Origin of the sequence: Variovorax defluvii, assembly GCF_039541515.1 — a bacterium.
Lineage (GTDB): Bacteria > Pseudomonadota > Gammaproteobacteria > Burkholderiales > Burkholderiaceae_C > Variovorax > Variovorax defluvii.
The window spans coordinates 117,988-142,842 of record NZ_BAABGJ010000020.1; the positions used below are offsets into that span (position 1 = coordinate 117,988).

33 protein-coding genes are annotated in these 24,855 nt (G+C 67.4%); 18 read left to right on the plus strand and 15 right to left on the minus strand.

The window, feature by feature from the left end:
* The 3 genes from ABEA07_RS11690 (at window position 1) to ABEA07_RS11700 (ending at window position 3,340) form a co-directional block, all read left to right on the plus strand.
* A complete protein-coding gene (locus tag ABEA07_RS11690; RefSeq protein WP_345537979.1) occupies window positions 1-1,314 on the plus strand; it encodes an ATP-binding protein in 1,314 nt (437 codons plus the stop codon).
* A gap of 75 nt (window positions 1,315-1,389) precedes the next feature.
* A complete protein-coding gene (locus ABEA07_RS11695; protein WP_345537981.1) occupies window positions 1,390-2,853 on the plus strand; it encodes a DegQ family serine endoprotease in 1,464 nt (487 codons plus the stop codon).
* Window positions 2,854-2,992: 139 nt separating this feature from the next.
* Window positions 2,993-3,340 carry a hypothetical protein gene (locus ABEA07_RS11700; RefSeq protein ID WP_345537983.1) on the plus strand — a complete coding sequence of 116 codons (348 nt, stop codon included), beginning with the start codon at window positions 2,993-2,995 and terminating at the stop codon, window positions 3,338-3,340.
* A 152-nt stretch (window positions 3,341-3,492) separates the two neighbouring features.
* On the opposite strand, the gene ABEA07_RS11705 is transcribed toward ABEA07_RS11700, so the two are convergent.
* From ABEA07_RS11705 to ABEA07_RS11715, 3 genes are read right to left on the minus strand one after another with little or no spacing between them, the layout of a single operon-like run.
* A complete protein-coding gene (locus tag ABEA07_RS11705) occupies window positions 3,493-3,777 on the minus strand; it encodes a hypothetical protein (RefSeq protein WP_345537984.1) in 285 nt (94 codons plus the stop codon).
* A gap of 19 nt (window positions 3,778-3,796) precedes the next feature.
* Complete coding sequence (locus tag ABEA07_RS11710) at window positions 3,797-4,033, minus strand: hypothetical protein (RefSeq protein ID WP_345537986.1); 237 nt, start codon at window positions 4,031-4,033, stop codon at window positions 3,797-3,799.
* A gap of 40 nt (window positions 4,034-4,073) precedes the next feature.
* Window positions 4,074-4,250 carry a DUF3606 domain-containing protein gene (locus tag ABEA07_RS11715; RefSeq protein ID WP_345537987.1) on the minus strand — a complete coding sequence of 59 codons (177 nt, stop codon included), beginning with the start codon at window positions 4,248-4,250 and terminating at the stop codon, window positions 4,074-4,076.
* 219 nt (window positions 4,251-4,469) lie between these two features.
* Here ABEA07_RS11715 and ABEA07_RS11720 point away from each other — a divergent pair, with 219 nt between their 5' ends.
* Entirely contained in the window at window positions 4,470-4,763 is a 294-nt protein-coding gene (locus ABEA07_RS11720) for a DUF4148 domain-containing protein (protein WP_345537989.1), read from the plus strand.
* A 111-nt stretch (window positions 4,764-4,874) separates the two neighbouring features.
* On the opposite strand, the gene ABEA07_RS11725 is transcribed toward ABEA07_RS11720, so the two are convergent.
* From ABEA07_RS11725 to ABEA07_RS11750, 6 genes are all read right to left on the minus strand, one after another.
* Window positions 4,875-5,252 (minus strand): helicase SNF2, encoded by a 378-nt coding sequence (locus ABEA07_RS11725; RefSeq protein ID WP_345537991.1) that lies wholly within the window; start codon window positions 5,250-5,252, stop codon window positions 4,875-4,877.
* Between the two features lie 311 nt (window positions 5,253-5,563).
* Window positions 5,564-6,475 (minus strand): LysR family transcriptional regulator, encoded by a 912-nt coding sequence (locus ABEA07_RS11730; RefSeq protein WP_345537992.1) that lies wholly within the window; start codon window positions 6,473-6,475, stop codon window positions 5,564-5,566.
* Between the two features lie 104 nt (window positions 6,476-6,579).
* On the minus strand, window positions 6,580-7,107 hold the full coding sequence (locus ABEA07_RS11735) for a murein hydrolase activator EnvC family protein (RefSeq protein WP_345537994.1): 528 nt from the start codon (window positions 7,105-7,107) through the stop codon (window positions 6,580-6,582).
* 113 nt (window positions 7,108-7,220) lie between these two features.
* Entirely contained in the window at window positions 7,221-7,691 is a 471-nt protein-coding gene (locus ABEA07_RS11740) for a CreA family protein (RefSeq protein WP_345537995.1), read from the minus strand.
* The gene (locus ABEA07_RS11745) at window positions 7,688-8,239 is read right to left on the minus strand and encodes an NUDIX hydrolase (protein ID WP_345537997.1); all 552 of its coding nucleotides are present in this window, start codon (window positions 8,237-8,239) and stop codon (window positions 7,688-7,690) included. Before ABEA07_RS11745 ends, ABEA07_RS11740 begins: the two co-directional genes overlap by 4 nt.
* A gap of 16 nt (window positions 8,240-8,255) precedes the next feature.
* Window positions 8,256-8,957 (minus strand): fumarylacetoacetate hydrolase family protein, encoded by a 702-nt coding sequence (locus ABEA07_RS11750; RefSeq protein ID WP_345537998.1) that lies wholly within the window; start codon window positions 8,955-8,957, stop codon window positions 8,256-8,258.
* Window positions 8,958-9,065: 108 nt separating this feature from the next.
* Between ABEA07_RS11750 and maiA the strand changes: the two genes are divergently transcribed.
* The gene (gene maiA, locus ABEA07_RS11755) at window positions 9,066-9,704 is read left to right on the plus strand and encodes a maleylacetoacetate isomerase (protein WP_345538143.1); all 639 of its coding nucleotides are present in this window, start codon (window positions 9,066-9,068) and stop codon (window positions 9,702-9,704) included.
* 2 nt (window positions 9,705-9,706) lie between these two features.
* Window positions 9,707-10,462, plus strand: coding sequence for a peptidoglycan editing factor PgeF (gene pgeF, locus ABEA07_RS11760; protein WP_345538145.1), 756 nt, complete (start codon window positions 9,707-9,709; stop codon window positions 10,460-10,462).
* Here pgeF and ABEA07_RS11765 read toward each other — a convergent pair.
* On the minus strand, window positions 10,394-10,690 hold the full coding sequence (locus ABEA07_RS11765) for a hypothetical protein (RefSeq protein WP_345537999.1): 297 nt from the start codon (window positions 10,688-10,690) through the stop codon (window positions 10,394-10,396). The two genes, pgeF and ABEA07_RS11765, sit on opposite strands and share 69 nt — an antisense overlap.
* A gap of 110 nt (window positions 10,691-10,800) precedes the next feature.
* Here ABEA07_RS11765 and phaC point away from each other — a divergent pair, with 110 nt between their 5' ends.
* From phaC to ABEA07_RS11780, 3 genes are all read left to right on the plus strand, one after another.
* The gene (phaC, locus tag ABEA07_RS11770; protein ID WP_345538000.1) at window positions 10,801-12,534 is read left to right on the plus strand and encodes a class I poly(R)-hydroxyalkanoic acid synthase; all 1,734 of its coding nucleotides are present in this window, start codon (window positions 10,801-10,803) and stop codon (window positions 12,532-12,534) included.
* Window positions 12,535-12,597: 63 nt separating this feature from the next.
* Window positions 12,598-13,776, plus strand: coding sequence for an acetyl-CoA C-acetyltransferase (locus tag ABEA07_RS11775; protein ID WP_345538002.1), 1,179 nt, complete (start codon window positions 12,598-12,600; stop codon window positions 13,774-13,776).
* A 96-nt stretch (window positions 13,777-13,872) separates the two neighbouring features.
* On the plus strand, window positions 13,873-14,559 hold the full coding sequence (locus ABEA07_RS11780; RefSeq protein WP_345538003.1) for an SIR2 family NAD-dependent protein deacylase: 687 nt from the start codon (window positions 13,873-13,875) through the stop codon (window positions 14,557-14,559).
* 45 nt (window positions 14,560-14,604) lie between these two features.
* Here ABEA07_RS11780 and ABEA07_RS11785 read toward each other — a convergent pair whose 3' ends face one another.
* Window positions 14,605-15,474, minus strand: a complete 870-nt coding sequence (locus ABEA07_RS11785; RefSeq protein ID WP_345538004.1) for an endonuclease/exonuclease/phosphatase family protein — start codon at window positions 15,472-15,474, stop codon at window positions 14,605-14,607.
* 189 nt (window positions 15,475-15,663) lie between these two features.
* On the opposite strand from ABEA07_RS11785, the gene phbB reads away from it, so the two are divergent.
* Together phbB and ABEA07_RS11795 are read left to right on the plus strand one after the other, a co-directional pair.
* Window positions 15,664-16,401, plus strand: a complete 738-nt coding sequence (gene phbB / locus ABEA07_RS11790; RefSeq protein ID WP_345538005.1) for an acetoacetyl-CoA reductase — start codon at window positions 15,664-15,666, stop codon at window positions 16,399-16,401.
* 142 nt (window positions 16,402-16,543) lie between these two features.
* Window positions 16,544-18,235, plus strand: coding sequence for a cation:proton antiporter domain-containing protein (locus ABEA07_RS11795; protein WP_345538006.1), 1,692 nt, complete (start codon window positions 16,544-16,546; stop codon window positions 18,233-18,235).
* A 67-nt stretch (window positions 18,236-18,302) separates the two neighbouring features.
* Here ABEA07_RS11795 and ABEA07_RS11800 read toward each other — a convergent pair whose 3' ends face one another.
* From ABEA07_RS11800 to ABEA07_RS11810, 3 genes are all read right to left on the minus strand, one after another.
* Window positions 18,303-18,710 (minus strand): hypothetical protein, encoded by a 408-nt coding sequence (locus tag ABEA07_RS11800; RefSeq protein WP_345538007.1) that lies wholly within the window; start codon window positions 18,708-18,710, stop codon window positions 18,303-18,305.
* A gap of 152 nt (window positions 18,711-18,862) precedes the next feature.
* The gene (locus ABEA07_RS11805) at window positions 18,863-19,123 is read right to left on the minus strand and encodes a hypothetical protein (RefSeq protein WP_345538009.1); all 261 of its coding nucleotides are present in this window, start codon (window positions 19,121-19,123) and stop codon (window positions 18,863-18,865) included.
* A gap of 180 nt (window positions 19,124-19,303) precedes the next feature.
* Complete coding sequence (locus ABEA07_RS11810) at window positions 19,304-19,432, minus strand: hypothetical protein (RefSeq protein WP_345538010.1); 129 nt, start codon at window positions 19,430-19,432, stop codon at window positions 19,304-19,306.
* Between the two features lie 453 nt (window positions 19,433-19,885).
* Here ABEA07_RS11810 and ABEA07_RS11815 point away from each other — a divergent pair, with 453 nt between their 5' ends.
* Window positions 19,886-20,068: a hypothetical protein gene (locus ABEA07_RS11815; RefSeq protein WP_345538011.1), complete on the plus strand. Its 183-nt coding sequence runs from the start codon at window positions 19,886-19,888 to the stop codon at window positions 20,066-20,068.
* Window positions 20,065-20,424, plus strand: coding sequence for a hypothetical protein (locus ABEA07_RS11820; RefSeq protein WP_345538012.1), 360 nt, complete (start codon window positions 20,065-20,067; stop codon window positions 20,422-20,424). The genes ABEA07_RS11815 and ABEA07_RS11820 overlap by 4 nt, the downstream gene beginning before the upstream one ends.
* A 72-nt stretch (window positions 20,425-20,496) precedes the next feature.
* Here ABEA07_RS11820 and ABEA07_RS11825 read toward each other — a convergent pair whose 3' ends face one another.
* A complete protein-coding gene (locus tag ABEA07_RS11825; RefSeq protein ID WP_345538014.1) occupies window positions 20,497-20,943 on the minus strand; it encodes a response regulator in 447 nt (148 codons plus the stop codon).
* Window positions 20,944-21,182: 239 nt separating this feature from the next.
* Between ABEA07_RS11825 and ABEA07_RS11830 the strand changes: the two genes are divergently transcribed.
* The 5 genes from ABEA07_RS11830 to ABEA07_RS11850 all read left to right on the plus strand — a co-directional run bounded on the left by ABEA07_RS11830 (window position 21,183) and on the right by ABEA07_RS11850 (window position 24,727).
* Complete coding sequence (locus ABEA07_RS11830; protein WP_345538016.1) at window positions 21,183-21,845, plus strand: DJ-1/PfpI family protein; 663 nt, start codon at window positions 21,183-21,185, stop codon at window positions 21,843-21,845.
* Window positions 21,846-21,943: 98 nt separating this feature from the next.
* On the plus strand, window positions 21,944-23,269 hold the full coding sequence (locus ABEA07_RS11835) for an MFS transporter (RefSeq protein WP_345538018.1): 1,326 nt from the start codon (window positions 21,944-21,946) through the stop codon (window positions 23,267-23,269).
* A 43-nt stretch (window positions 23,270-23,312) separates the two neighbouring features.
* Complete coding sequence (locus ABEA07_RS11840) at window positions 23,313-23,714, plus strand: cupin domain-containing protein (protein ID WP_345538020.1); 402 nt, start codon at window positions 23,313-23,315, stop codon at window positions 23,712-23,714.
* A 9-nt stretch (window positions 23,715-23,723) separates the two neighbouring features.
* A complete protein-coding gene (locus ABEA07_RS11845) occupies window positions 23,724-24,062 on the plus strand; it encodes a 4Fe-4S binding protein (protein WP_345538021.1) in 339 nt (112 codons plus the stop codon).
* An 11-nt stretch (window positions 24,063-24,073) separates the two neighbouring features.
* Window positions 24,074-24,727 carry a helix-turn-helix domain-containing protein gene (locus ABEA07_RS11850; protein WP_345538023.1) on the plus strand — a complete coding sequence of 218 codons (654 nt, stop codon included), beginning with the start codon at window positions 24,074-24,076 and terminating at the stop codon, window positions 24,725-24,727.
* The last annotated feature ends 128 nt before the right edge of the window (window positions 24,728-24,855 follow it).

Sequence of the window (24,855 nt, forward strand, 5' to 3'; positions counted from 1 at the left end):
ATGAAGTCCTTGAGAGCCAGGCTGCTGCTGTTCCTGCTGGCGGCCATCGTGCTGGCCGCCGGTGTGCAGGGCTTCGTCGCCTACCGCACCGTGCTCCAGGAAGCCGACCAGATCTTCGACTACCACATGCAGCAGATGGCCCTGTCCCTGCGCGCTGGCCTGCCGCCGAGCGCGGCCGTGAGCGGCCTGGGCGACGGCGAAGAGAACATCGAATTCGTCGTCCAGGTGTGGACCCTGGACGGCCAGCGCATCTTCGAGTCGGCCGCGCAGGCCGCGCTGCCCCAGCGCGCGGTGCTGGGCTTCTCCAACGTCCGTGCCCGCGGCACGACCTACCGCGTGTTCTCGCTGCAGAGCCGCACGCTGGTGATCCAGGTCGCGCAGGACATGGCCGCGCGACGGAACATGGCGGGTACGCTGGCGCTGCGCACGGTTGCCCCGATCGCGTTGGCCGCTCCACTCCTGATGCTCGTGGTGTGGTGGGTGGTGAGCCGCTCGCTGGCGCCGGTGGCGCGCGTGCGCAGCCAGGTCGCGGCGCGCCAGGCCGACGATCTGTCGCCGGTCAGCGAGGGCGGCCTGCCGGAGGAGGTGCGTCCGCTGGTGCACGAGCTCAACCTGCTGTTCGGCCGCGTCCACCGCGCCTTCGAGGCGCAGAAGCATTTCGTGGCCGACGCCGCCCACGAGCTGCGCTCGCCGCTGGCCGCGCTCAAGCTGCAGGTGCAGGGTCTGCAGCGCGCGCACGACGCCGCCGCGCGGGACCTGGCCGTCGGCCGCCTGGCCGCCGGCATCGACCGCGCCACCCGCTTGGTCGAGCAGATGCTGGCGCTGGCCCGGCATGAAGCCAGCAGCGCGGCCGGCGTGCCGCCCGAGTGGGTGGACCTGCGCGAGGTCGCGCGGCTCGCGCTTTCCGATGCCATTGCCGGCGCGCAGGCACGCCGGATCGACATCGGCATCGCCGACGCGGAGGCCGACGCCGCCCGAGTGCGGGGCCGGCAGGACGCTCTGCGTACGCTGCTGCGCAACCTGCTCGACAACGCGGTCAAGTACACCCCCGAGGGCGGGCGCGTCGACATCCGCATCGCGCGGCAGGGCGGTGCCACCGAACTCACCGTCGAGGACAGCGGCCCCGGCCTGCCGGCCGCGGAGCGCGAGCGCGTGCTGGACCGCTTTTACCGCGCCGGCGAGCCGCAGGCGCCGGGCAGCGGGCTGGGGCTCGCGATCGTCAAGTCCATCGCCGACCAGCATGGCGCGCAACTGGACATCGGCCACTCCGAGGCCCTGGGTGGGTTGCGGGTCGCGCTGCGTTTCCCTTATTGAATTTAAGTCGAGCTTAAGCGACTGCGCCGACATTCCTTTCCATCGTGTTCCCCTGACACATCGAAAGGAAGCTCCATGAAAGTCCGTCTGAATTCGCCCCGTGCGCTCGCAGCCGCACTCGCTGCTGCCGGCGTGATCGGTGCCGTCGGCGCGGGCGCCTACACCAGCGCCAGCGCCGTGGGCACACCGGCTGCCGCGCCGGTTGCCGTTGCGGCCACGCCGCTGGTCACCATGCCAGACTTCTCGGCCCTCACCTCGCGCGTCGGCCCGGCCGTGGTCAACATCAGCGTGACCGGCATCACCAAGACATCCATGGACGGCGCAGCCGGCCTGGACCCTGACGATCCCATGTTCGAGTTCTTCCGCCGTTTCGGCGGCGGCTTCGGCCCTCGCGGCCAGCAGCGCGAGATGCCCGTGCGCGGCCAGGGCTCGGGCTTCATCGTCAGCCCCGACGGCGTGATCCTCACCAACGCCCACGTCGTGAAGGACGCCAACGAGGTCACGGTCAAGCTGACCGACCGCCGCGAGTTCCGCGCGAAGGTGCTGGGCTCCGATGCCAAGACCGACATCGCCGTGCTCAAGATCGACGCGAAGAACCTGCCGACGCTCGCGCTGGGCAGCAACAAGGACCTGAAGGTCGGCGAATGGGTGCTGGCCATCGGCTCGCCTTTCGGCTTCGAAAACACGGTCACGGCCGGCGTGGTGAGCGCCAAGGGCCGCTCGCTGCCTGACGACACCTACGTACCGTTCATCCAGACCGACGTCGCGATCAACCCCGGCAACTCCGGCGGCCCGCTGCTCAACACGCGCGGCGAGGTGGTCGGCATCAACTCGCAGATCTACAGCCGCAGCGGCGGCTTCCAGGGCGTGTCCTTCTCGATCCCGATCGACATCGCGGTCCAGGTCAAGGACCAGATCGTCGCCACCGGCAAAGCGACCCACGGCCGCCTGGGCGTCGCGGTGCAGGAGGTCAACCAGACCCTGGCCGATTCCTTCAAGCTCGACAAGCCCGAGGGCGCGCTGGTGTCGAACGTGGAGAAGGGCGGCCCGGCGGACGAGGCCGGCCTGCGCTCGGGCGACGTCATCCGCGGGGTCGACGGCCAGTCCATCGTCGCCTCAGGCGACCTGCCGGCTCTGATCGGCCAGAAGAAGCCCGGCACGCGCATCACGCTGGACGTGTGGCGCCAGGGTGAGCGCCACGAGATCAGCGCGCGCCTGGGCGACGCCGGCGACAAGACGCGCACGGTCGCGAAGAACGAAGCTGGCCCCGGCAACGGCAAGCTCGGCCTGGCGCTGCGGCCGCTGCAGCCGCAGGAGCGGCGCGAAGCCCACGTGGATGCCGGCCTGCTGATCGAAGGCACCGGCGGCCCTGCAGCCATGGCGGGTGTGCAGCCCGGCGACGTGCTGCTGGCCATCAACGGCACGCCGGCCAAGAGCGTCGAGCAGGTGCGCGAGGTGGCGGCCAAGGCCGACAAGTCGGTCGCGCTGCTGATCCAGCGTGACGGCGACCGCATCTTCGTACCGGTGCGCCTCGGCTGATCACCGCGCCGCGCCGCGGCACCTTGTCACGCGCGGCGGAGGCTTCGGTCTTCGCCGTGCCGCATCGTGCAATATTCCCTTTGTCGCGAATTCTGCGCCTGCAACAATTCAGCGAAACAACGGATAAGAGGTTTCCCCCATGGCGCTGCGCGATCTTGCCCTGACCGTTCTCGAACTCGAGCCCTTTGAATTCCATTGGGTCCTGATGGAGGCCGTGCAGGCGGATTCGGAGGAGTGCCTGGTCTATCGGCCGGTGGACTCCTCCACCAAGGGCCTGCCCGATTATTCGGAGGCGCTGATCCAGGGCGCCTCGGCGCTGCGCGTGCTGCAGGGCTTGGCGCCCTTCGGGAAGCCCATGGCTGCCATCGGCATCGGCGAAGTTGAGCCTGAGCCTGAGCCTGCGTCGCGGCTCGCGGACCTGCCCCCTTCGCGGGAGTCTTCCGAGCCTGATTCGTGCATGCTCACCACCGGCCATTCGCTGCTTTAGCGCGGCGCTTCTTCCGACGAAGCGAAGAAGGCAGCAGCACGTGCGCGATACGCCCGAAGGAAGGGCTCGTTGAACAGCAAGGCCAGCAGCACGCCCAGCACGGCGGAATGGGTACTGCTGTTGCCGCAATGGATACTGGATGCCCCGATTGATCAGTGACTTCCCTGGTTTCGGCAATGCATCCTGGCGAGCGCCAGCTCTGCCGCCACGGCATCTTCCAGGCCTCCTTCGAGGGCCTGCTGCCCCTTGTCCGTGATGCTCAACACCTGGGCCGGCTTGTGGCTTTCGCCGTGAGGCAGCGTTTCGGCCGGGGGGATGAAGGCGGTCACCAGTTCGGCGGCACGCAGCACGCGCAGCTTGTCGATCTCGGCCGGCGCGTAAATGGTGCAGGGCAGCGGCTCGCGCGCGATCTGGTGAAGCAGTTCCATCGGCGGCATGGAGGTTCTCCTTTGCACTTCAGGTCTCGTGCAGCACCACCCGGCTGTCGGCCCAGTGCATGGCCTGTTGCTCCGCATGGCGCAGCGCCTGCGCTTCGGTCCGGCAGACGTCGGCGTCGTAAATCAGCGGCACGCGCTGTTCGCTCGGCCATCCCAGCTCGCGCACGACCACCGGCCGAAAGCGGGCCGGCCCCTCCTTCTCGGCGCTGCACATGAAGTGGAAACCGCGATAGACGAAGAGGATGTTCCTGGCCATGTCCGGCCCCTGGTTCAGCCGACGTCTCAGTGATCTCGCTTCATTTGCCGAGGTACCGGCGCACTGCCTCGGCCGAAGTGCCCGCGGCTGCGACAGCCGCGCGCAGCTGCGCTTCGCTGACGCCCAGCGTCTGGGTCCAGTAGCGCAGTTCGTGGATTTCGCTGACGTTGATGCGCGACCGGTCCTGCGGGCCGCGTTGGCTGAGGTCATCCGGCATGTCTTGTCTCCTTGTTGGGTGTGTGGTGGGTTGGAGTGTGTGAGCTGCCGGAAAGTGCAATCGCCGGACGCGAACGCGCGGGCTTGCGAGAGGCGGTCTGACAACCGGGACGGGCGCGGCTGACGCCGGGGCAGGGCTGTGAATCCGAAACCCGCTGCGCGACGTATGTGTTGAAGCCGCTGCGTGGTTCGCCGCGGCGTTCAACTCAGGAGCACGCTCATGCAGATCCACTTCCGCCGCTTCGTTCCGCTGGTCGCCCTCGGCTGCGCGAGTTTCGCCAGCATTGGGGCGCAGGCCTACCAGGGCGAGCAGAATCCGCTGCCGCCACAACCGTTCCAGCCGTCGCTGTCGCGCGCTGCGGTGCAGCAGGAAGCGATGCGTCCTCTGCGGATCAGCAACGGCGGAACGGGCATGGCGCAACCGGCCCGGCTGGCGGATCGCGCCACCGTGCGCTCGGAAGCGCGGGCGATCAGCGCCAAGGGCGCCGCTACCTATGGCGAGACCCAGCGTTGAATTTCAGCGCGAAGGCGCGCAAGCCGTGCAATCACTTCGCGCAGCAAAAAGCCGGGGCCATGCAGTGCATGGCCCCGGCTCTTCCCTTCAACCGGCGTCGGTTAAATCGGCTTACAGCGCGAGTTGGTCGCCGCGCGCGGTGGCCCGGGCCTGAGCGCGAACCGTGGCGCGGTCGACGATGCCGCGCTGGACCGAGGCCACGCCCTGGCCGAAGCCGTCGGCGTAGGGGTTCGGGCCGTGCGCCGCGGCGACCGCTTCGTTGCGCACGATGGCGCGGGGGGCGGAGGCCAGCAGCGGCGCCGCGACATGCGAGGAGACGCCCTCACCGTAGGGGTTGTCGGCGCGCGCGGCAACCACGGCTTCGGCACGCACTTCGGCGCGGCTCTTGCCGTCGACGAGGGGATGCACGCCCTGGTAGGTCTCGGCCTGAGCGCCGACGGCGGCGAGGAGGGAAAGAGCGGCGGCAGCGATGATCTTCGAGGTCTTCATTTCAGATTCCTTGGTCTTGGCTTTGAACGATGTCGAACCGGTCGTGCGTGTGGTCGTCGCCCTTCGGGGGGCGGCCACCTCGCTCGGTGCCCTGTTCGCTCAGAACAGTCGTTGGCTGCTCTGTGCAATGAAGTTTGCACCAAAAACTAGGTAAAAACCCTAGCGTTTCTGAACCGCGGCGTTGCCATCACGGAAACAATCGCTGGGGCGAAGGGCGGGAGGCCACCTGCGCACCTCCTGGCGCGAAGCGTGTGCGCCTCATGACGCCTCACGAATCCGCGACGGTGACCCTCGCATAGCCTTGACAGGCCTTAGGGTGCCCGGCGCAGCGACGCGTGGCGCTCGAACAGCGTCACGGCCCAGTCGATGAAGACGCGGACCTTGGCGCTGAGGTAGCGATTGGGGGCATACACGACGCTCACCGGATGGACGGGCGTCTGCCAGTCCTGCAGCAGCGGGACGAGCTGGCCGTTCTCGATGGCGTCACGGACCGAGTAGGTGGGTGCCTGGATGATGCCCAGCCCGGCGAGGGCCGCGGCCAGGTAGGTGTTGCTGTCGTTCACGGCGAGGCGGTGGTTCAGCGCCACCTCGGTCTCCGAGCGGCCGTCGGCAAAGCGGAATGGCAGGGTGCGGCCCGAGCCGGCCGTCAGGCCGATGGTGGCGCGCGTGCTCAGCTCGTCCGGCGTCCTGGGCGCGCCATGGGCCGCGACGAAGCCAGGCGTTGCGCAGATGGCGAACTGGAAGTCGCCGATCCTTCGGGCCACCACCTGCTGTTCGCTCACCTCACCGACACGGATCGCACAGTCCATGCCTTCGGCCACGAGGTCGATGGTCTTGTTGCCGATGCTCAGCTCGATCCCCACGTCGGGGTAGTCGCGGTAGAACTCGGCCAGTGCCGGCACGATGACCATCGTGGCAATCGCGGCGGTGGTCTCGATGCGGACCTTGCCGGAGGGCCTCGCCCTCGACTGTCGGGTGGCGGATTCGATCTCGGCGAGTTCGTCCAGCAACTTCACGATCCGCTCGTAGTAGGACGCGCCTTCGGGCGTCACCGTGAGCGAGCGCGTGCTGCGATGGAGCAGGCGGACCTGCAGGTCTTGCTCCAGGCCCTGGATGAGCCGCGTCACGGTGGCCTTCGGCAGGTCGAGCTGGCTGGCGGCCCGCGTGAAGCTGCCTGCCTCGACGACCCGGACGAAGGTGTTCATCGCATCGATGCGATCCATGGAAGCCCCGCGAATGGAGAAGGCCGCTGCGCGACGGTGGCGGCATTATTGCCCCCACCCGCCGGGTGGCGGCGTACTTTCTCCTCGGGGCGCGACGGAGACGATCAGCGAAGCTGGCCGCTGAGATAGGGCTCGGGATCGACCGCCACGCCCTGCTTGCGCAGCTCGAAGTGCAGCTTGACGCGATCGGCGCCGCTGCTGCCCATCTCGGCGATCTTCTGGCCCTGGCGCACCACGTCCTTTTCCTTGACCAGGATGCTCTGCGCGTGGGCGTAGGCCGTGAGGTAGGTCTCGTTGTGCTTGAGGATCACCATGTTGCCGTAGCCACGCAGTTCGCCGCCCACATAGACCACGCGGCCATCGGCGGAGGCGATGATCGGGTCGCCCAGGCTGCCGGCGATGTCCAGGCCCTTGTTGTTCTTGCCGTCGAAGCGCGAAAGGGTGGGCCCGGAGGCGGGCCGGATGAAGGCCGCCGGCACCGGCGCCGGCGGTGGTTTGGCGGTCGGCGGCGTGGCGGGAATGGAGGAAGGCAGGGGGCGCTGCGGCGGCAGGGGCGTGGTGCTGCAGGCAACGAGCCCGGTGGCCACAGCGGCGAGCAGGCCGGCGCGAAGTGCGAAGGTCTTGGAATGCATGACGCTTTTTCGAAGGCATTTGACACCGCCGGTTCCCGGATCGGTGTAGGACCTGGCCGAATTCACGGGCGCAGGGTGGCGAGATGCAAAGGAAGAAGCACGGGGGCGCTGCGTCATTTCAACGGGATCGGCGTGGCGCGGTCGATGGGCACGGCGGTCACGCTGTTCTTGGGGGAGCCGTCGATCAGCAGGTCGGAGTAAGTCAGGTAGACAAGGGTGTTGCGCGTGGCGTCCACCATGCGCACCACGCGAAGGCGCTTGAACAGGATCGACAGGCGCTCACTGTAGACCTCCTCGCGCTTGGCCAGCGGCTGGGTCACCCGCACAGGACCGACCTGTCGACAGGCGATGGAGGCCTCTGCCTTGTCCTCGGCCAGGCCGAGCGCGCCGGAGACGCCGCCGGTCTTGGCGCGCGAGACGTAGCAGGTGACGCCGATGACCTTCGGGTCGTCGTAGGCCTCTACCACGATCTTGTGGTCCGGGCCGATCAGCTTGAAGGCGGTGTCGACTTCGCCAACGGGCTCGGCGTGGGCCTGAGCGGCGAGCAGCAACGCGCCGCACAGCGATGCATGCCAGGCTTTCATACGATGTCCAGCGTGTGGACGCGGTCGAAACTGCCCCGGCGCCGGTCCTCGAAGTAGTGGGTGAGCGCCTCCCGCACGGTGCGGAAGGCGATCTCGTCCCAGGGGATCTCGTCTTCCTTGAAGAGGCGGGCCTCGATGGTCTCGTGGCCGGGGTCGAACTTGTCGCTCAGGAGGCGGGCCCGGTAGAACAGGTGCACCTGCCCGACCCGCACCACGCTCATCACCGCGAACAGGCCTTCCATTTCGTACTCGGCGCCGGCCTCCTCGTCGGTCTCGCGGGCCGCGCCCTGTGCCGTGGTTTCGTTGAGCTCCATGAAGCCTGCCGGCAGCGTCCACTTGCCCCAGCGCGGCTCGATATTGCGTTTGCAGAGCAGCACGCGATCGTCCAGGACGGGGATGGTGCCCACCACGTTGAGTGGGTTCTCGTAATGCACGGTGTGGCAGGTCGGGCAGACGGCACGCTCGCGCGTGTCGCCGTCGTCGGGAATGCGGTAGACCACCGCCGTGCCGCAGTTCTTGCAGTGCTTGATGGGAACGCGCAGGAGCATCGGAGGCCGCGGTCAGTCAGACGATCTTCACGGTGAGCGCGGGCAGGCCGGTGACCTGGCCGACCAGGGTGTCGCCCGCCACCACGGCGGCCACGCCCTCGGGGGTGCCGGTGAAAATCAGATCGCCGGGCTGCAGTTCCCAGGCGGCCGAGAGATGCTCGATGGTCTCGGCGATGTTCCAGATCAGCTTGCTCACGTTGCTGCGCTGGCGATCCTGGCCGTTGACCTGCAGCGAGATCTCGGCGTGCTCGATGTCGCCGGCGTCGGCCGCGGGCACGATCGGGCCGGTGGGCGCGCTCTGTTCGAAGCTCTTGCCGATGTCCCAGGGGCGGCCCTGCTTCTTCATGTCGCCCTGCAGGTCGCGGCGCGTCATGTCCAGGCCGACGGCATAGCCGAAGATGTGCTTCATCGCATCGGCCGCCTTGATGTTCTTGCCGCCGGTGCCGATGGCCGCGACCAGCTCGATCTCATGGTGGAGGTTCTTCGTCAGCGTGGGGTAGGCCATCGTGCCCGTGCTGCCGGCATCCACCGCGACTGCGGCGTCGGCCGGCTTCATGAAGAAGAAGGGTGGCTCGCGGCCGGTGAAGCCCATCTCCTTCGCATGCTCCTCGTAGTTGCGGCCGACGCAGTAGATGCGGTGGACCGGGAAGCGCGCGCTGCGGCCCACCACGGGCAGGGATACCGTCGCCGGGGGCGTGAAGACGTAGTCGGAAGCCATGGGGGGAAAAAGTCCTTTTCGAACGAAAGCGGCAGTTTGCCAGAGGGCGCCGGGCGGCGCCCGGCTTTCGGCTCCGGCCCGGCGAGGAGGACTATGCTTCGGGCCATGATGAAGCTGCACAACTATTTCCGCTCCTCCGCCTCATTCCGCGTGCGCATCGCCCTGAACCTCAAGGGGCTGGACTACGAGTACATTCCGGTCCACATCGCCCGCGGCGACCACAAGACCGGGCCCTTCTCGGCTATCTCGCCCGACATGCTCGTGCCGCTTCTGGAAGACGACGGCGAGCGCTTTACCCAGTCGATGGCCATCATCGAGTACCTGGACGAGATCCAGCCCGAGCCCTCGCTGCTGCCGCATGACCCGGTGGGCCGTGCCCACGTCCGGGCGATGGCGCAGTCCATCGCCTGCGAGATCCATCCGCTCAACAACCTGCGCGTGCTGAAGTACCTCGTGCGTGAACTCAAGCTCGACGACGACGCCAAGAACACCTGGTATCGCCACTGGGTGCGCGAGGGCATGCTGGGCTTCGAGCGCCAGCTGGCGCAGCGTCCGGCCAGCGTCTACTGCTGGGGCGATACGCCCACGCTGGCGGATTGCTGCCTGGTGCCGCAGATCTTCAACGCCCAGCGCTTCGACTGCGACCTGAGCGGACTGCCGCGCACCATGGCGGTCTACGAGGCCTGCATGCAGCTCGATGCCTTCCAGCGCGCGCAGCCCTCGCGCTGCCCCGACGCAGAAACCTGATGATGCCGCTCCGCGAGGTGCTGGTGCCGGACTGGCCCTTGCCAGCCGGCGTGCAGGCGCTGTGCACCACCCGTGCGGGAGGTGTGTCCGGCGGCGCCTATGAAAGCCTCAATCTCGGCGATCACGTCGGCGACGAGCCGGCGCACGTGGCGGCCAATCGGAAGCGGCTTCAGGAGACGATCGGGGTGCGGCCCGTGTTCCTGCAGCAGGTGCATGGCACGCACGTTCTGGAGATGGAGACGCACACGCCCGACGGCAGCGAGGGGGACGCGTGCACTACCGCGAACCCTCGCATCGCCTGCACGATCATGGTGGCCGACTGCCTGCCGGTGCTCTTCGCTGACTGCGGGGGGCGCCGCGTGGCCGCTGCACATGCCGGCTGGCGCGGGCTGGCGGCGGGTGTGCTCGAGGCCACTGCAGCCGCTTTCGATGAGGAAGGCGGTCCGGGGAAGCTGCTGGCCTGGCTGGGCCCCTGCATCGGGCCGGATGCCTTCGAGGTGGGCGACGAGGTGCGCGCGGCCTTCACGGCCCGCGCGCCCCAGGCCGCGGGCTGCTTCCAAGCAGGTGCGGTCCCCGGCAAGTGGCTGGCCGACCTCGCGGGACTCGCGCGCCAGCGCCTGCAGGCGGCCGGCGTCACGCAGCTTTACGGCAACGACGGCAGCGCGCGATGGTGCACCGTGAACAACCCGTTACTCTTTTTCTCGCACCGGCGCGACCGGACCAGCGGACGCTTCGCCGCCTGCATCTGGCGCCGCTGAAGCGGCAGCGGCGGCACGGATGGCGGCCTCTCGTTCGGCCGCTTCGCGCGCGCGCAGGGCCTTTCGGCGGCCCGGTGCGCCCATCAGGTAAACCACCAGTGTCACCGGCGCCAAGCCGTAGAGTAGAAAGGTAAAAACCGCGCCGAGCACCGTGCCGTTGGTGTTGGTGGCCTCGGCCACCGCCATCATGAGCGCTACGTACAGCCAGGCAATGACGACGAGATGCATGGGCGAGTTTTCGGAAAGCAGAAAGTTATGGCGGGGTTTGCTGGCCGGGGGGCTCTGGATGCAGCATACTCAGCGCCGATGCGACAAGGCGAGGATTCAGGAGAGATACGATGAGAGAACAACAACAGGCAGCGCAACAGGCGGCGGACCCCACCTTCGCGCCTTTCCAGCAGGCGCTCGCCCAGGGATGGGAGAAGGCGCTGGCCTCCTTCCAGTCTCTCGGTAGCGGCGCCCCCTCCGCCATGCCCATGGCGATGCCCCATTTCTCTTTCTCGGCACCCAAGCTCCAGGAACTGCAACAGCAATACGTCGAAGAAGCCACCGCGTTGTGGCGCCAGGACATGGCGGCACGCACGCGGGGCGACCGTCGCTTCGCGGCCGAGGCCTGGGGCAGCAATCCGGTGGCCGCCTTCTCCGCGGCCATCTACCTGCTCAACACCCGCACCCTGCTCGGCATGGCCGAGGCGGTCGAGGCCGATGAAAAGACGCGTGCTCGCCTGCGCTTCGCGGTCGAGCAATGGGTGGCCGCCTCTGCCCCCAGCAACTACATCGCCTTCAACGCCGAGGCGCAGAAGAAGGCGATCGACACGCAAGGCGAGAGCATCGCCAAGGGCATCCAGAACCTGCTGAAGGACGTGCGCCAGGGCCACCTCAGCATGACCGACGAGAGCGCCTTCGAGGTCGGCCGCAACGTCGCGACCACCGAGGGCGCGGTCGTGTTCGAGAACGAGCTGTTCCAGTTGCTCGAATACAAGCCGCTGACGGCCAAGGTCTACGAGCGGCCCCTGTTGCTGGTGCCGCCTTGCATCAACAAGTTCTACATCCTCGATCTGCAGCCCGAAAACTCGCTGATCCGCTATGCGGTGGAGCAAGGGCATCGCGTCTTCGTCGTGAGCTGGCGCAACCCCGACAGCTCCATGGGGCACTACACCTGGGACGACTACATCGAGGACGCGGCGATCAAGGCCATCCAGGTCACGCGCGAGATCACCGGCCAGGACAAGAAAGGCGGCCAGATCGACACGCTGGGCTTCTGCGTCGGCGGCACCATCCTTTCCACCGCGCTGGCCTTGCTGGCCGCGCGCGGCGAGCAGCCCGCGGCCTCGGTCACGCTGCTGACCACGCTGCTGGATTTCGAAGACACCGGCATCCTCGACATCTTCATCGACGAGGCATTCGTGCGCTTCCGCGAGATGCAGATGGGCGCGGGCGGCCTCCTGCCGGGCAGCGAGCTGGCCTCCACCTTCAGCTTCCTGCGGCCGAACGATCTGGTGTGGAACTACGTCGTCGGCAACTACCTGAAGGGCGAGACGCCGCCCCCCTTCGACCTGCTGTACTGGAACAGCGACGCGACCAATCTGCCCGGGCCCATGTACTGCTGGTATATCCGGCACACCTACCACGAAAACCAGCTGGCCGTTCCGGGTGCGCTCACCGTCGCGGGCGAACCGGTCGACCTCGGTCTGATCCAGGCGCCGGTCTACATTTACGGCTCGCGCGAGGACCACATCGTGCCCATCGGAGGCGCCTATGCCTCGACGCAGTTGCTCAAAGGCAAGAAGCGCTTCGTGATGGGCGCTTCGGGCCACATCGCCGGCGTGATCAATCCGCCCGCGAAGAAGAAGCGCAGCCACTGGATCCGCGCCGACGGCAAGCTGCCGAAGACGCATTCCGAGTGGCTCGCGGGTGCCACCGAGCATCCCGGCAGCTGGTGGACCGACTGGTCCGACTGGCTCAAGACCCACGCGGGCAAACAGATTCCCGCGCCCAGGTCCTACGGCAAGGGCAGCGCCTATCAGGCGATCGAGCCCGCGCCGGGCCGCTACGTCAAGGCGAAAGCCTGATCTCCTTCGTTCTTTCTTTCCTTCCCTCTCTCTTTTTCCATCCCCAGCCTCGGAGCACACACCATGGAAGACATCGTCATCGTTTCGGCCGCGCGCACGGCCGTGGGCAAGTTCGGCGGAACGATCGCCGGCATTCCGGCCACCGAACTGGGCTCGGTCGTGATCAAGGCCGTGCTGGAGCGCGCCAAGGTGGGCACCGACCAGGTCGGCGAGGTGATCATGGGCCAGGTGCTCACCGCGGGCTGCGGCCAGAACCCGGCACGCCAGGCGCTGCTCAAGAGCGGCATCACCAAGGAAACCCCGGCGCTCACCATCAACGCCGTGTGCGGCTCCGGCCTCAAGGCCGTGATGCTGGCTGCCCAGGCCGTGGCCACGGGCGACAGCGAGATCGTGGTGGCGGGCGGACAGGAGAGCATGAGCCTGGCCCCGCACGTGCTGATGAACTCGCGCAACGGCCAGCGCATGGGCGACTGGAAGATGGTCGACTCGATGATCACCGACGGCCTGTGGGACGTCTACAACCAGTACCACATGGGCATCACGGCCGAGAACGTGGCCAAGAAGTACGACATCAGCCGCGCCGCGCAGGACGAACTCGCGCTCGCCAGCCAGACCAAGGCCGCCGCGGCGCAGGATGCCGGCAAGTTCAAGGACGAGATCGTTTCGGTCACCATCCCGCAGAAGAAGGGTGACCCGGTGGTCTTCGACAAGGACGAGTTCATCAACCGCAAGACCAACGCCGAAGGCCTGGCCGCGCTGCGTCCCGCCTTCGACAAGGCCGGCGGCGTGACGGCGGGCAACGCCTCCGGCCTCAACGACGGCGCGGCCGCGGTGCTCGTGATGACCGCCAAGAAGGCCGCGGCACTGGGCCTGACGCCGCTGGGCCGCATCGCCAGCTATGCGACCACCGGCCTCGACCCGGCCTTCATGGGCATGGGCCCGGTGCCGGCCTCGCAGAAGGCCCTGCAGCGCGCCGGCTGGAAGCCCGCCGACCTCGACCTGCTCGAGATCAACGAGGCCTTCGCGGCGCAGGCCTGCGCGGTCAATCGCGAGATGGGCTGGGACATCAACAAGGTCAACGTGAACGGCGGCGCCATCGCCATCGGCCACCCGATCGGCGCGTCCGGCTGCCGCATCCTGGTGACCTTGCTGCACGAGATGCAGCGCCAGAACGCGAAGAAGGGCATTGCCTCGCTGTGCATCGGCGGCGGCATGGGTGTGGCGCTGACGATCGAAAGGTAGGCCCGGGGCCAGACGGCGGCCCGGCCGGTTGCCGGGCGCGCGGTGGTCCCCGTATGCATGACGGACGCAGGCACATTGGAGGCTGCGCAGGAACTGATGCGCAGCGCGAGACGCGTTGTCGTCTTCTCGGGCGCAGGCCTGTCGAAGGCCTCCGGCATTCCGACTTACCGCGATGCGGACGGCCTCTGGATGAACCGGGGGGCCGTCCGCTTCTCGCATGCCGACGATCTGGCGCGCAATGCGGCGGGCTTCAGCCGCTTCTGGTCGCAGCGGCTGGCGCAGGTGGAAGCCGCTGCGCCCAACCCGGCGCACCTGGCGCTCGCGCGCCTGCAGCGCTTGCGTCCCGCGACGCGCCTGATCACGCAGAACGTGGACGGCCTGCTGGGATTGGCCGGCTGCCACGACGTGCTCGAACTGCACGGCTCGCTGCGGCGCTGGCGCTGTGACGGATGCGGCAATCGCCGCGGTCCCTGGCCCTTGAAGCGCTGCCTGCGCTGCGCTGGGCGCGCCCGGCCCGACGTGGTGATGTTCGGCGAGATGCTCGACGAGGGCGTGCTCGTGGCGGCCCAGGATGCCGTCCTTCAATGCGATCTCCTCCTCGTGGTGGGCAGCACTGCGGTGGTCTACCCCGCGGCCGACCTGCCGCTGGAGGCGATGAAGAAGGGCGCCACCATCATCACGCTGAATGCCGAGCCGATCCGTCACGTCGATGTCTTCGCGGATGCGGTGCTGCGCGGCAAGGCGGAGTTGCTGCTGCCGCAGTTGCTCGACGGCATCCGCTGATCGCGCTCTCGGAACCGCACCGTGGCTCGGTGGCCACCGGGCCGATCATCCCTCGAGTTCGACGACGACCGGCTGATGGTCGGAGGCCCGGCTCTGCCGGTCGACCTCGATGCGCCGCAACCGAGGTATCAAAGGCTCGCTGACGAACACGAAGTCGAAGGCGGCCGGCTCGGGGCCGTACTGCTTGTCGAAGAGACGGAAGGTCGGGTCGTGCGGCCGCTGGCCGTGCACGATCGGCCAGGCATCCTGAAGCCGCATGCCAGGCGTGCCGCCGGCCGCCTGAAGGCCGAAGGGCTGCTGGATTTCCGCATGGGCCGGGTCGGTGGCCTCCATGTTGAAGTCGCCGCACAGGATCGCCTGCTGCGTGTGCGGCTTGGGCTGGAAGGGCGAATGCTCGTCGCCGGCCTGGGGCGGCGCCGCGGCCTGTTCGCACGCTTCGGCGTGCAGGGCGCGCAGCGCCCGGGCTTGTGCGCTGCGCTGGGCGGCCGAGTAGTACTCGAGATGGGTCGTCATCACCCGCACGGCGCCCAGGTCCGGGCTGTTCAGTGTGACCACGGTGCACATGCGCGGCATGGTGCTGACTGCCGGGTCGGCCGGCCAGGGCAGCGGGTGATGCCGCACCATGGCCACCGGCAGGCGGGTCGCGATCAGGTTGCCGAAACGCAGGTGGCCGCCCTGCGCGTCGAACTCCTCGACCGCGGCACCGAAGAACAGGCGGAAGCCCGGCAGCAGGGCCTGCAGCTCGGCCGGCTGGTCGGCCGGGGCACCGGGCATGCGCGTGTAGCCGGAGGCGACTTCCTGCAGGCACAGCACGTCGAAGTCGGCCAGCGCACGCGCGCCTTCGACGATGCGCCGGGGGCTGACCATGCCGTCCAGCCCTCGGCACCACTGGGTGTTCCAGGTCACGAGTTTCATGGGATGTGAACCTTCCTTTGCTTTCCTGGCTCGCACCCGATTTCGAACTCGATATGAGGTGCAGCTTCTGTGACACCCGGTTGCATTGAGGGGTCAGTGTTTTCCTGAGCCGGGTGCCGTGAGAAACTTCGCTACAGTGAATCGCGCCTGTCCAGGCGCGTCAACAGCGTCAACATCGAGGGAAAAATCATGAGCAAGAAAGTTGCATACGTCACCGGCGGCATGGGGGGCATCGGGACTGCCATCTGCCAGCGCCTGCACAAGGATGGCTTCACGGTGATCGCGGGCTGCGGCCCCACGCGCGACCACGCCAAGTGGCTGGCGGAACAGAAGGCGCTGGGTTACGAGTTCCATGCCTCGGTCGGCAACGTCGGCGACTGGCAGTCCACGGTGGACGCCTTCACCAAGGCCAAGGCCGAGCACGGCAGCATCGACGTGCTGGTCAACAACGCCGGGATCACCCGCGACCGCATGTTCCTCAAGATGACACCGGAGGACTGGAGCGCGGTGATCGAGACCAACCTCAACAGCATGTTCAACGTCACCAAGCAGGTGGTGGGCGACATGGTCGAGAAGGGCTGGGGTCGCATCATCAACATCAGCTCGGTCAATGGCGCGAAGGGTCAGGCAGGGCAGACCAACTATTCCGCCGCCAAGGCGGGCATGCACGGCTTCACGATGGCGTTGGCGCAGGAACTGGCTTCCAAGGGCGTGACGGTGAACACCGTGAGCCCGGGCTACATCGGCACCGACATGGTTCGCGCCATCCGGCAGGAAGTGCTCGACAAGATCGTGGCCACCATCCCGGTCAAGCGGCTGGGCGAGCCGAGCGAGATCGCTTCCATCATCTCCTGGCTCGCGACCGACGAGGGCGGTTACTCGACCGGCGCCGACTTCTCGGTCAACGGCGGCCTGCACATGCATTGAGGCTGGGGCATCGAGGGACCGGGGCGCGCAGCCCCGCCTCGAACCGAGCAGGGCCCGCTTCGGCGGGCTCTTTGCTTTTGTGCGCCGGAGATTGGCGGGACATTGCCGGCCCGCCGGCGATGCTCTTGCACAATGCAAGCCGATGCCCCACAGCATTTCACTCATCAACACCGTCGCCACCGGGCTGGGCCTGGCCCTGGTGCTCGGCTTTCTCGCGGCGCGTCTGCGTCTGCCGGCCCTGGTGGGCTATCTGCTCGCGGGCGTGATCATCGGTCCCTTCACACCGGGCTTCGTGGCCGATGCAGAGATAGCCTCGCAGCTTGCCGAAATCGGCGTCATGCTGCTGATGTTCGGCGTGGGCCTGCACTTCTCGCTCGACGACCTGCTGGCGGTGCGCAAGATCGCACTGCCTGGCGCCCTGGTGCAGATGGCCGTGGCCACGATGCTGGGCGGGGCGCTGGCCACCTGGTGGGGCTGGAGCCTCGGCGGCGCGCTGGTCTTCGGGTTGGCGCTGTCGGTGGCGAGCACCGTGGTGCTGCTGCGCGCGCTCGAAAGCCTGGGCATCCTGGAATCCTTCACCGGCCGCATCGCGGTCGGCTGGCTGGTGGTGGAGGACCTGGCGATGGTGCTGGTCCTGGTGCTGCTGCCGCCGGTGGCCGAGGTGCTGGGCGGCGGCACCCGTGGCCCGGCTGCGGCGCCGGTCTGGCAGACGCTGGGTCTCACGCTCTTGCAGGTCGGGGGCTTCGTGCTGCTGATGCTGGTGGTGGGACGCCGTGTCTTCCCCTGGCTGCTGTGGCAGGTCACGCGCACCGGTTCGCGCGAGCTCTTCACGCTGTGCGTGGTGGCCGCGGCGGTGAGCATCGCCTTCGCCGCGGCGGCGCTGTTCGGCGTCTCCTTCGCGCTGGGGGCCTTCTTCGCTGGCATGGTCATGCGCGAATCCGAATTCAGTCACAGGGCGGCCGAGGAGTCGCTGCCGCTGCGCGACGCTTTCGCGGTGCTGTTCTTCGTCTCGGTGGGCATGCTGTTCGATCCGTCGGTGCTGATCGACTACCCGCTGCAGGTACTCGCGGTGGTGCTGGTGATCGTGGTGGGCAAGTCGATCGCCGCTTGCGCGCTGGTGCTGCTGATGCGCTACCCGCTGGGCACGGCGCTGACGGTGAGCGCCAGCCTGGCGCAGATCGGCGAGTTCTCCTTCATCCTGGCCTCGCTTGGCGTGGCCGAGGGCCTGCTTCCGAAGGAGGGGCAGAGCATGTTGCTGGCGGGAGCACTGATTTCCATCGCCAGCAATCCGCTGTGGTTCGGGCTGATCGAGCCCCTGCAGAAGTGGCTGCATGCCCATTCGAGCCTCGTCCGGGGGCTCGCCCAGCGCGACGACCCCCTGGCCGAGCTGCCCATGAGCACCGAGGCGAAGTACCTGTCGCGCCAGGTGGTGCTGGTGGGTTACGGTCGCGTGGGCCGGCGCATCGCAGCGGAACTCACTGCCCACGACATCCCCTTCGTGGTGGCCGAACAGAACCGCGAGTTGGTCGAGAAGCTGCGCGCCGAGGGCAAGGCGGCCGTGTGGGGCGACGCGGCCGACCCGGCCGTGCTGATCCAGGCCCACATCGCACGCGCACGGGTGCTGGTGGTGGCCACGGCCGACGCGATCAACGTGCGGCAGATGATGGAGGCGGCGCGCACGCTCAACCCTGCCATCGAGACCGTGATCCGCAGCCACAACGAGGATGAAGCGCGGCTTCTCACGCAGGAGGTCGCCGTCACTGTCTTCCTGGGCGAGCAGGAACTCGCGCAGTCGATGGCGCGCGCAGTGGTCAGCCGGGCCGCCCTGGCCTGAGCCCTCGCTTCGGGCTCCAAAGGGCTCGTACCGCGGTCACAAGCGTCGATACCACCGGATCGCCGCTTCAGAGGTCTTCTATCACCAGCCTGCAATAGCGCTCGGCCACCGAATACGGCACCTGGCGCACCACTTCCATCAGGCGGTCGGCCGCCGCCCGGTTTTCTGTTTTCACCAGCAAGCCCGTGTGGCCCTCCTGCGCCAGCTTGGTGTACATGCGCACGGTCGCGCCGTCGGTGCCCGCGGAGGGCAGGGGCGTGTCGGCGTCGTCGCGCACGGTCGGCGAAATCTGCGCCAGCATGGTTTTGGGCGGGATCAGGTAGACCTCGTCGCCGCTGAAGCCCTTGTCGATCAACTGGTGGCCGACGCGGTTGGCGTCCTCCGCGTTGGGAAACATCACCATGGAATGCCCGGTCGGGTAGAAGGCGCCGCCGAACGCAGCGCACATGTGAGGGTCGAGGATGAAATGCTTCATGAGGCCTCCTCAGTCCGACGATTTCTGACGGGAGAACTCAGCTTAGGCCTGCCCGCACGCGCCGGTTGTAGGAAAAGCCCGTAGGCGCCGCGCTCGAGGCCATGCCGCGAAGGGGTTCGCGGAAGAGAGGGGCGATGCGGCGGACCGCGCGCTCAGGACGAGATCCGCTGTTCGGTCGACAAGGGCCACAGGCGGCGCCACCAAGGGCGCTTCGGGGCAGGGCCGGCGGTCGCGTTGGCGATCAACTCGGCCGCCATGGTGGCGCGCACGCGTTCGCGCAGAGCCGTCTCGTAAGCGTGGGCGGGTGCCCGCGCACCGCGGTCGCCGCGCAGCGCGAGTCGCCGCCAGGCTTGGGCCTGCGCGGCAAGTTCCTCATTGCTCAGGTCGTCAGGGTGGGGCAGTTGCTGCGTCATGCTGGGTGACATTGTGCCGCGCCATCTGCTGAACGGTCCCGGCACTTTTCATTGTGGCTGCAGCAGTCGGGCACTGCGCCAAAAAAAACCGGAAAAAGCGGCGCATCCTGTTGCGCCGGCATGGCCCGCCGTCATCCGGCACAGGATGGCGCAAGACCACCTTGTCGGGAATCTGCCCCGTCAGGTCGACCAGCTGTAGTGCGCAGACCTGCTGCTGCCTTGTTCCCCGGTGATGCGGCGCGTCAGCGCGTCCAGTTCGCGCGCCAGGCGCAGCGCCTCGGCGCGTGCCTGGGCGTCGCCTTGTTTCATGTGCGAAAGATGCTGCTCGAAAGCATCCGACAACTGCGTCCATCGGTCGAACGAAGTGTCGATAGCTAACACCGAGTCTTGCATGCTGTGCCTCCAATTCGCGACAGACGGGTGGTGCCGATGTCGGCCTCGTCGTTGCTACCTTTAGGCTACACAAAGAGGCGCCACTTAGCGATGGTGGGCCTGGTTAATCGCGGGTCACTTCCGCAACTTCTTCATACTTTTCACTGGAGGCATGACGGTTGTCCAGGACGTATGTCCAGAGAAGGTACTACTCGATCATTTTTTTGTGAAAACTCTCACGGGAAATAGTAGTCTGTAAGTACTACATAGTAATTACAATTGGCTACATGCATTCACGTCCCGAGACGCGTCCGATGTCGTCCCCCCGGCTCAACCGCGGAGACCGCCTTGTCGCCGTTTAGCGTTCTTCATCGGCTGGACAGGGGGCCCTTGCCCATGGTGTTCACGGCGATGGAGGACGTCGAGGCCCTGCGCATCCTGAGGGACGGCGGTTGGATCAAGGCCACGTTTTCGGCGGCGCCGGGCACGCCGGGCAGTGCCACGGTGACGGAGCTGACCCCGCTGGGCCGGTTCGCCATGCAGTTCGTGCAACCTGACCAGGAGGCGCCATGAGACTTTTCACCTGCTTGATCGTCAGCCTTGCGGTATTCGCTGGCTGCATCGCCGCCTGGTGGTTCTACTGGCCGGCCTGGCATGTGGAGTCGCGTGTGAAGAGCCGGCTGACCCACCCTGCGGCGGCGCGCTTCTCCGGCGTGATCTACGACAAGCACACCGGCACCGCCTGCGGCTACGTCAATGCACAGGCCCAGGACCGCCCGGCCGGCCGCACCCATTTCATCCTGATGGCCGATGGCGAAGTGCGCTTCGATCCCAAGGACCCGATCCGTGGCACCGCCCTGCAGCAGCTGGAAAACCTGCGCAAGCAGGCCGACTATTTGGCGCTGGCCTACGAATACTGCCGGGGCTGAGGCGCTTCTGCAGCGCCTCGGAGGCTGCGAATGTATCCGGCGCGTCGGATGAGCGCGCGCGGCGGGACAGCTTCAGGGAAGTTCGACCGTTCCTGGAGTCTGGGTGGGGCCGGAGGCAGGCTGCGTCCGCGGGCGGCGGACCTGCCGCAGTGCCTGTGCCAGCTGCTCGATGCCAAAAGGCTTGCTCAGCCAGACGGTGCCCGGCAGCGGTTTGGAAGGTGGCTGGCTGGCCGTCGCGAAGATGATCGGCAGCGTGCATCGGGCCTGGAGCTTGTCCGCCAGCTCCAGCCCCGAGAGGGCCGGCAGTCCGACGTCTGCCATCAGCACGTCGAAGGCACTTTCGAGGAACCGGTCCAGCGCGCTTTCGGCACTGCGCACGCCCGTTGCCCAGTGACCCAGCAATTCCAGCGCCTCGAGGGAGGCCTCCAGCACCTCGGGGTCGTCTTCGACCACCAGCACGCGCAAGCCGCAGCATGTGTCGTCAGAACCGGCTGCACCCGCTGCATCGTGTGGGCTCATGGGGACTTTCCTCTTTGTCGTAATCGCGCAGCAGCATTGGCGAATTTCACTGAGGCGGGTGTAGGAGTGCGCCGCAATCAACTGCCCACCGTGTGTCGGCCGGCGTCTGCGAATCGTGCTTCGTGACCGGAGCACGTATCGGCAGGGCAGCGAATCAAGCATTGCAGTTGCTTATTGGGAAACTTGTGTCTAGAGTGTTGCCCGAGGCGTCCGCCGGATGCCAATGCCAAGGAACACGGATGAAGTTTGCCTTTCTGCTGTACGAAGACGTCGAGCCCATCGACCTCGCCGCCATCGGCGTGGTCTCGATGGCGAAGCGGGTGGTGCCGGGACTCGAGTACCTGACGGTCGCTGCATCCCCCGGCCTGCAACGCATGGCCAACGGCCTGCGCGTCGCGGCCGACCACGGCTTTGACGACTGCCCGCCCTTCGACGTGTTGATCGTGCCTGGCGGCCCCGGCTGGGCGAGGGCGAGCGAGGATGCGGCCATTCGCGATTTCCTGCGGCGCCGCGGTGACGGCGCGCTGCTGCTGTCCCTCTGCACCGGCGCGATGCTGCTGGCGGCGTCCGGACTGCTCGACGGCCGCATGGCGACCACCAAGTGCGAGGTGCGTGCGCCCGAGGTGTCGCCGCTTTCGCTGCTGGCGCGCGACCATCCCCGCATCGATGCGCGGCATGCCCTCATGGTGGATAGCGGCACCGTGCTCACCGGCGGCGGCGTGAGCCTGTGTATCGACGCCATGCTGCACCTCATCGCCACGCGCATCGGCGCTGCCGAGGCCGCCGAGGTCGCTCGCATCATCGAGTACGGCGCGGCCTGGGAGGCCAACCGCGCCCGCCTGCCCACGCTTCTTGCATCCAGCGATCAGCCTCGGGTTTGTCCCAGCGCAACATGGCGTTGACGCGTCCCGTTGGGCAACTTATAGTTTCCTGATAGACAACATTGGTTGCCTATCGAAGTGCCGCCGCGCGGCGCGTGTTGAATCAACTGGAGAAGGCGATGGAAATCACGCAGGCCGCCGCGGCCTATGGCGCCGCGGCGTCGGAGCAGAAGGACCGCCGTGTCGGGCGGGTGGTGTTCGCCAGTGCACTGGGAACGATCATCGAGTGGTACGACTTCCTCATCTACGGCGCGGCCGCGGCGCTGGTGTTCAACAAACTGTTCTTCCCCTCGGAAGATCCCTTCCTCGGCACGATGGCCGCGCTGGGCAGCGCGGCCGTGGGTTTCTTTGCGCGGCCCTTCGGCGGCGCGGTGTTCGGCTACTTCGGGGACCGGCTCGGCCGCAAGTCGATGCTGCTGCTCACGCTGGTGATCATGGGCCTGGGCACCTTCGCGATCGGACTGTTGCCGACCTATGCGCAGATCGGCATCTGGGCGCCGATCCTGCTGATCCTGCTGCGCATCGTCCAGGGCATCGGCCTGGGCGGAGAGTGGGGCGGGGCAGCGCTCATGGTGCTGGAGCATGCGCCTGCCAGGCGCCGCGGGCTGTGCGGCAGCCTGGTGCAGGTGGGCTTTCCGATCGGGTTGATCCTCTCGGCCGGCGTGTTCGGGCTGGTGTCCAAGTTGCCCGAGGAGGAATTCCTGTCCTGGGGCTGGCGCGTGCCATTCCTGTCCAGCCTGGTGCTTGTCATCCTCGGGGCTTTCATCCGCCTGAAGGTGGAGGAGTCGCCGGTGTTCGAGGCCATGAAGGCCAAGAAGGAGATCGCGCGCAACCCGCTGGCGGAGGCGATTTTCAGGCATCCCAAAAGCTTCCTCGTGGCCATCGGCCTGAAGATCTCGGAGGTGTCGTGGGTCTACATGCTCACCGTCTTCGTGGTGGTGTATGCCACCACCCGGCTGGGCCTGCCCAAGGCGCAGATCCTCGACGCGATCATGATCGCCGCGGCCATCGAGATCGTCACCATTCCGCTTTTCGGTCACCTGTCCGATGTGTTCGGGCGCCGGCCCTTCTACTTTGCCGGTGCGCTTTTCACCATCGGCTTCGCGTTCCCGATGTTCTGGCTGCTGGATCTGCGCGATCCGCTGGTGATCGTGGCGGCCGTCGCGGTGGCGCTGAGCTTCGGCCATGGCCTGATGTTCGCGCCCGAGGCCACTTACTTCCCGGAACTCTTCGGCGCCCGTGCGCGCTATAGCGGCGCCTCCTTCGGCTTCCAGGTGGCCGCCGCGATCGGCGGTGGATTGACGCCGGTGCTCGCCACGTGGCTGACGCAGAAATGGAGCGGCACCGCCGGCGTGTCGCTCATGCTGATCGCGCTGGCCCTCGTCACGCTGATCGCCGCCTTCTGCGCACACGAGACGCGCAACCGTTCGGTGGCAGAGCTATGAGTCCTGTTGTTCCCTTCCCTCATTGATTGCAAAAGGAGATCCCATGTCCAACGCCCACACCGCGCAGCGTCTCGCCGGCAAGCTCGAACCCACGCCGGGCGGCTCCGTATACGTCGACCCCGAAAAGCTGGAATGGCAGAAGTCCCAGTTCGACAAGATCTGGATGAAGGTGCTCTACCGCAACGATGAGGCCGGCGAGATGACGGTGCTGCTGAAGTGGGAGCCCGGCGCCGTGCTGCCCTTCCACAAGCATCCGGAGATCGAGCAGAGCTGGGTGCTGGAAGGCAGCTTCTACGACCATGACGGCATCTGCCGGGCCGGACAGTACGTGTGGCGGCAGCCGGGCTCGCTGCACGAGACGCGTTCCGACGAGGGCTGCCTGCTGCTGGCCATCTACCGCAAGCCGAACGTGTTCTTCCACACCGCCGGTTTCCAGGCGGCCTGAGGAGCGCGCTTGGCCTACGTCGTGACCGAGGCATGCATCGGCTGCCGCTACGGCGAGTGCATCGAGGTCTGTCCGCAGGAGGCCTTTCACGAAGGGCCGAACTTCGTCGTGATCGACCCGCAGGCTTGCGCCAACTGCGCCGTGTGCGAGATGGTGTGCCCGGTGCAGGCGATCCGCCCCTTGCACGGCCTGGGAGAGGCGATGCGGCCGTTTGCCGCTTTGAATGCACAACTCGCGCGCCAGTGGCCCAAGGCGCGCTACCGCGGTCCGCTCCCGGACGCGGATGCGTTGGCCACCCGCGCGGGCAAGCGTGCGCTGCTGGAGGGAACAGGCGAGGGGCGTCCGTAGAATCGGACGCCATGCCAACGAAGAAGCGTTCCGCCGCCACTACATCGGAGGGCGTGTCGGATCCGGTCCAGCAGGATGCCGTGCTGCCCACCGCCGATCTCGGCGCCCGCATCAAGCATCAACGCCTGGCCGCCGGCCTCACGCTCGCCGAACTGGCCGAGCGGGCCGGCTTCGGCAAGGCCTATCTGTCCCGCATCGAGAACGGCAAAAAGGTCCCGCCGATCGGCACGCTCTCGCGCATCGCGGACGTGCTGGGCATCGAAGCGGCTGCGCTGCTGCAGAGCGCGGGCGTGCAGACGCGCTGGCGCGGCGTGAGCCTGGTGCGGCGCAACGAGAAGCGGCAGACGGTGATGGGGGGCAGCGCGTTCGGCTACGACTACTTCGCGCTTACCGATGCCACCGAGGGACGGGCCTTGCAGCCCTTTCTGTTTTCCTTCCCGGCCGAGGTCGACAAGTTCGTCTTCTTCGAGCACGAGGGCGAGGAAATGCTGCACGTGCTGACCGGCCGCATCGAGTGGCAGGTGGGCATGGACAAATACATCCTCGAGGCCGGCGACACCCTGCACTTCGATTCGCGCATGCCGCACCGCGGCCATGCGCTGTCCGGTGCGGCCACGGCGCTGGTGGTGATGTACTCGCCGGGCAAGCAGGCCAACCTGGGCTGAGCCGGCGCCCCCAAAGGGTCAGCGCCCCGGTCTACTCTCCTCCGCGTCGCCGCGAAGGCATGGGGCACCGCGGGGCCCGTGGTCGCGAGGCCGATCACGTCGTCGCCGGCCGTCATGGCCAGGTGGGC

Bases quoted from the DNA above. Each gene is read 5' to 3' on its own strand.
- ABEA07_RS11690 (WP_345537979.1), top strand. From the start codon at position 1: ATGAAGTCCTTGAGAGCCAGGCTGCTGCTGTTCCTGCTGGCGGCCATC.
- ABEA07_RS11840 (WP_345538020.1), top strand. From the start codon at position 23,313: ATGTCCAACGCCCACACCGCGCAGCGTCTCGCCGGCAAGCTCGAACCC.
- ABEA07_RS11765 (WP_345537999.1), bottom strand. From the start codon at position 10,690: ATGCATCTCGTCGTCATTGCCTGGCTGTACGTAGCGCTCATGATGGCG.
- phbB (WP_345538005.1), top strand. From the start codon at position 15,664: ATGAGCAAGAAAGTTGCATACGTCACCGGCGGCATGGGGGGCATCGGG.
- ABEA07_RS11730 (WP_345537992.1), bottom strand. From the start codon at position 6,475: ATGGATCGCATCGATGCGATGAACACCTTCGTCCGGGTCGTCGAGGCA.
- ABEA07_RS11800 (WP_345538007.1), bottom strand. From the start codon at position 18,710: ATGAAGCATTTCATCCTCGACCCTCACATGTGCGCTGCGTTCGGCGGC.
- ABEA07_RS11775 (WP_345538002.1), top strand. From the start codon at position 12,598: ATGGAAGACATCGTCATCGTTTCGGCCGCGCGCACGGCCGTGGGCAAG.
- ABEA07_RS11835 (WP_345538018.1), top strand. From the start codon at position 21,944: ATGGAAATCACGCAGGCCGCCGCGGCCTATGGCGCCGCGGCGTCGGAG.
- ABEA07_RS11850 (WP_345538023.1), top strand. From the start codon at position 24,074: ATGCCAACGAAGAAGCGTTCCGCCGCCACTACATCGGAGGGCGTGTCG.
- ABEA07_RS11795 (WP_345538006.1), top strand. From the start codon at position 16,544: ATGCCCCACAGCATTTCACTCATCAACACCGTCGCCACCGGGCTGGGC.
- ABEA07_RS11725 (WP_345537991.1), bottom strand. From the start codon at position 5,252: ATGAAGACCTCGAAGATCATCGCTGCCGCCGCTCTTTCCCTCCTCGCC.
- ABEA07_RS11830 (WP_345538016.1), top strand. From the start codon at position 21,183: ATGAAGTTTGCCTTTCTGCTGTACGAAGACGTCGAGCCCATCGACCTC.
- pgeF (WP_345538145.1), top strand. From the start codon at position 9,707: ATGCCGCTCCGCGAGGTGCTGGTGCCGGACTGGCCCTTGCCAGCCGGC.
- ABEA07_RS11700 (WP_345537983.1), top strand. From the start codon at position 2,993: ATGGCGCTGCGCGATCTTGCCCTGACCGTTCTCGAACTCGAGCCCTTT.
- ABEA07_RS11735 (WP_345537994.1), bottom strand. From the start codon at position 7,107: ATGCATTCCAAGACCTTCGCACTTCGCGCCGGCCTGCTCGCCGCTGTG.
- ABEA07_RS11785 (WP_345538004.1), bottom strand. From the start codon at position 15,474: ATGAAACTCGTGACCTGGAACACCCAGTGGTGCCGAGGGCTGGACGGC.
- ABEA07_RS11820 (WP_345538012.1), top strand. From the start codon at position 20,065: ATGAGACTTTTCACCTGCTTGATCGTCAGCCTTGCGGTATTCGCTGGC.
- ABEA07_RS11825 (WP_345538014.1), bottom strand. From the start codon at position 20,943: ATGAGCCCACACGATGCAGCGGGTGCAGCCGGTTCTGACGACACATGC.
- ABEA07_RS11750 (WP_345537998.1), bottom strand. From the start codon at position 8,957: ATGGCTTCCGACTACGTCTTCACGCCCCCGGCGACGGTATCCCTGCCC.
- ABEA07_RS11710 (WP_345537986.1), bottom strand. From the start codon at position 4,033: ATGGCCAGGAACATCCTCTTCGTCTATCGCGGTTTCCACTTCATGTGC.
- ABEA07_RS11695 (WP_345537981.1), top strand. From the start codon at position 1,390: ATGAAAGTCCGTCTGAATTCGCCCCGTGCGCTCGCAGCCGCACTCGCT.
- ABEA07_RS11805 (WP_345538009.1), bottom strand. From the start codon at position 19,123: ATGACGCAGCAACTGCCCCACCCTGACGACCTGAGCAATGAGGAACTT.
- ABEA07_RS11745 (WP_345537997.1), bottom strand. From the start codon at position 8,239: ATGCTCCTGCGCGTTCCCATCAAGCACTGCAAGAACTGCGGCACGGCG.
- ABEA07_RS11720 (WP_345537989.1), top strand. From the start codon at position 4,470: ATGCAGATCCACTTCCGCCGCTTCGTTCCGCTGGTCGCCCTCGGCTGC.
- phaC (WP_345538000.1), top strand. From the start codon at position 10,801: ATGAGAGAACAACAACAGGCAGCGCAACAGGCGGCGGACCCCACCTTC.
- ABEA07_RS11780 (WP_345538003.1), top strand. From the start codon at position 13,873: ATGCGCAGCGCGAGACGCGTTGTCGTCTTCTCGGGCGCAGGCCTGTCG.
- ABEA07_RS11705 (WP_345537984.1), bottom strand. From the start codon at position 3,777: ATGCCGCCGATGGAACTGCTTCACCAGATCGCGCGCGAGCCGCTGCCC.
- ABEA07_RS11810 (WP_345538010.1), bottom strand. From the start codon at position 19,432: ATGAAACAAGGCGACGCCCAGGCACGCGCCGAGGCGCTGCGCCTGGCG.
- ABEA07_RS11715 (WP_345537987.1), bottom strand. From the start codon at position 4,250: ATGCCGGATGACCTCAGCCAACGCGGCCCGCAGGACCGGTCGCGCATC.
- maiA (WP_345538143.1), top strand. From the start codon at position 9,066: ATGAAGCTGCACAACTATTTCCGCTCCTCCGCCTCATTCCGCGTGCGC.
- ABEA07_RS11740 (WP_345537995.1), bottom strand. From the start codon at position 7,691: ATGAAAGCCTGGCATGCATCGCTGTGCGGCGCGTTGCTGCTCGCCGCT.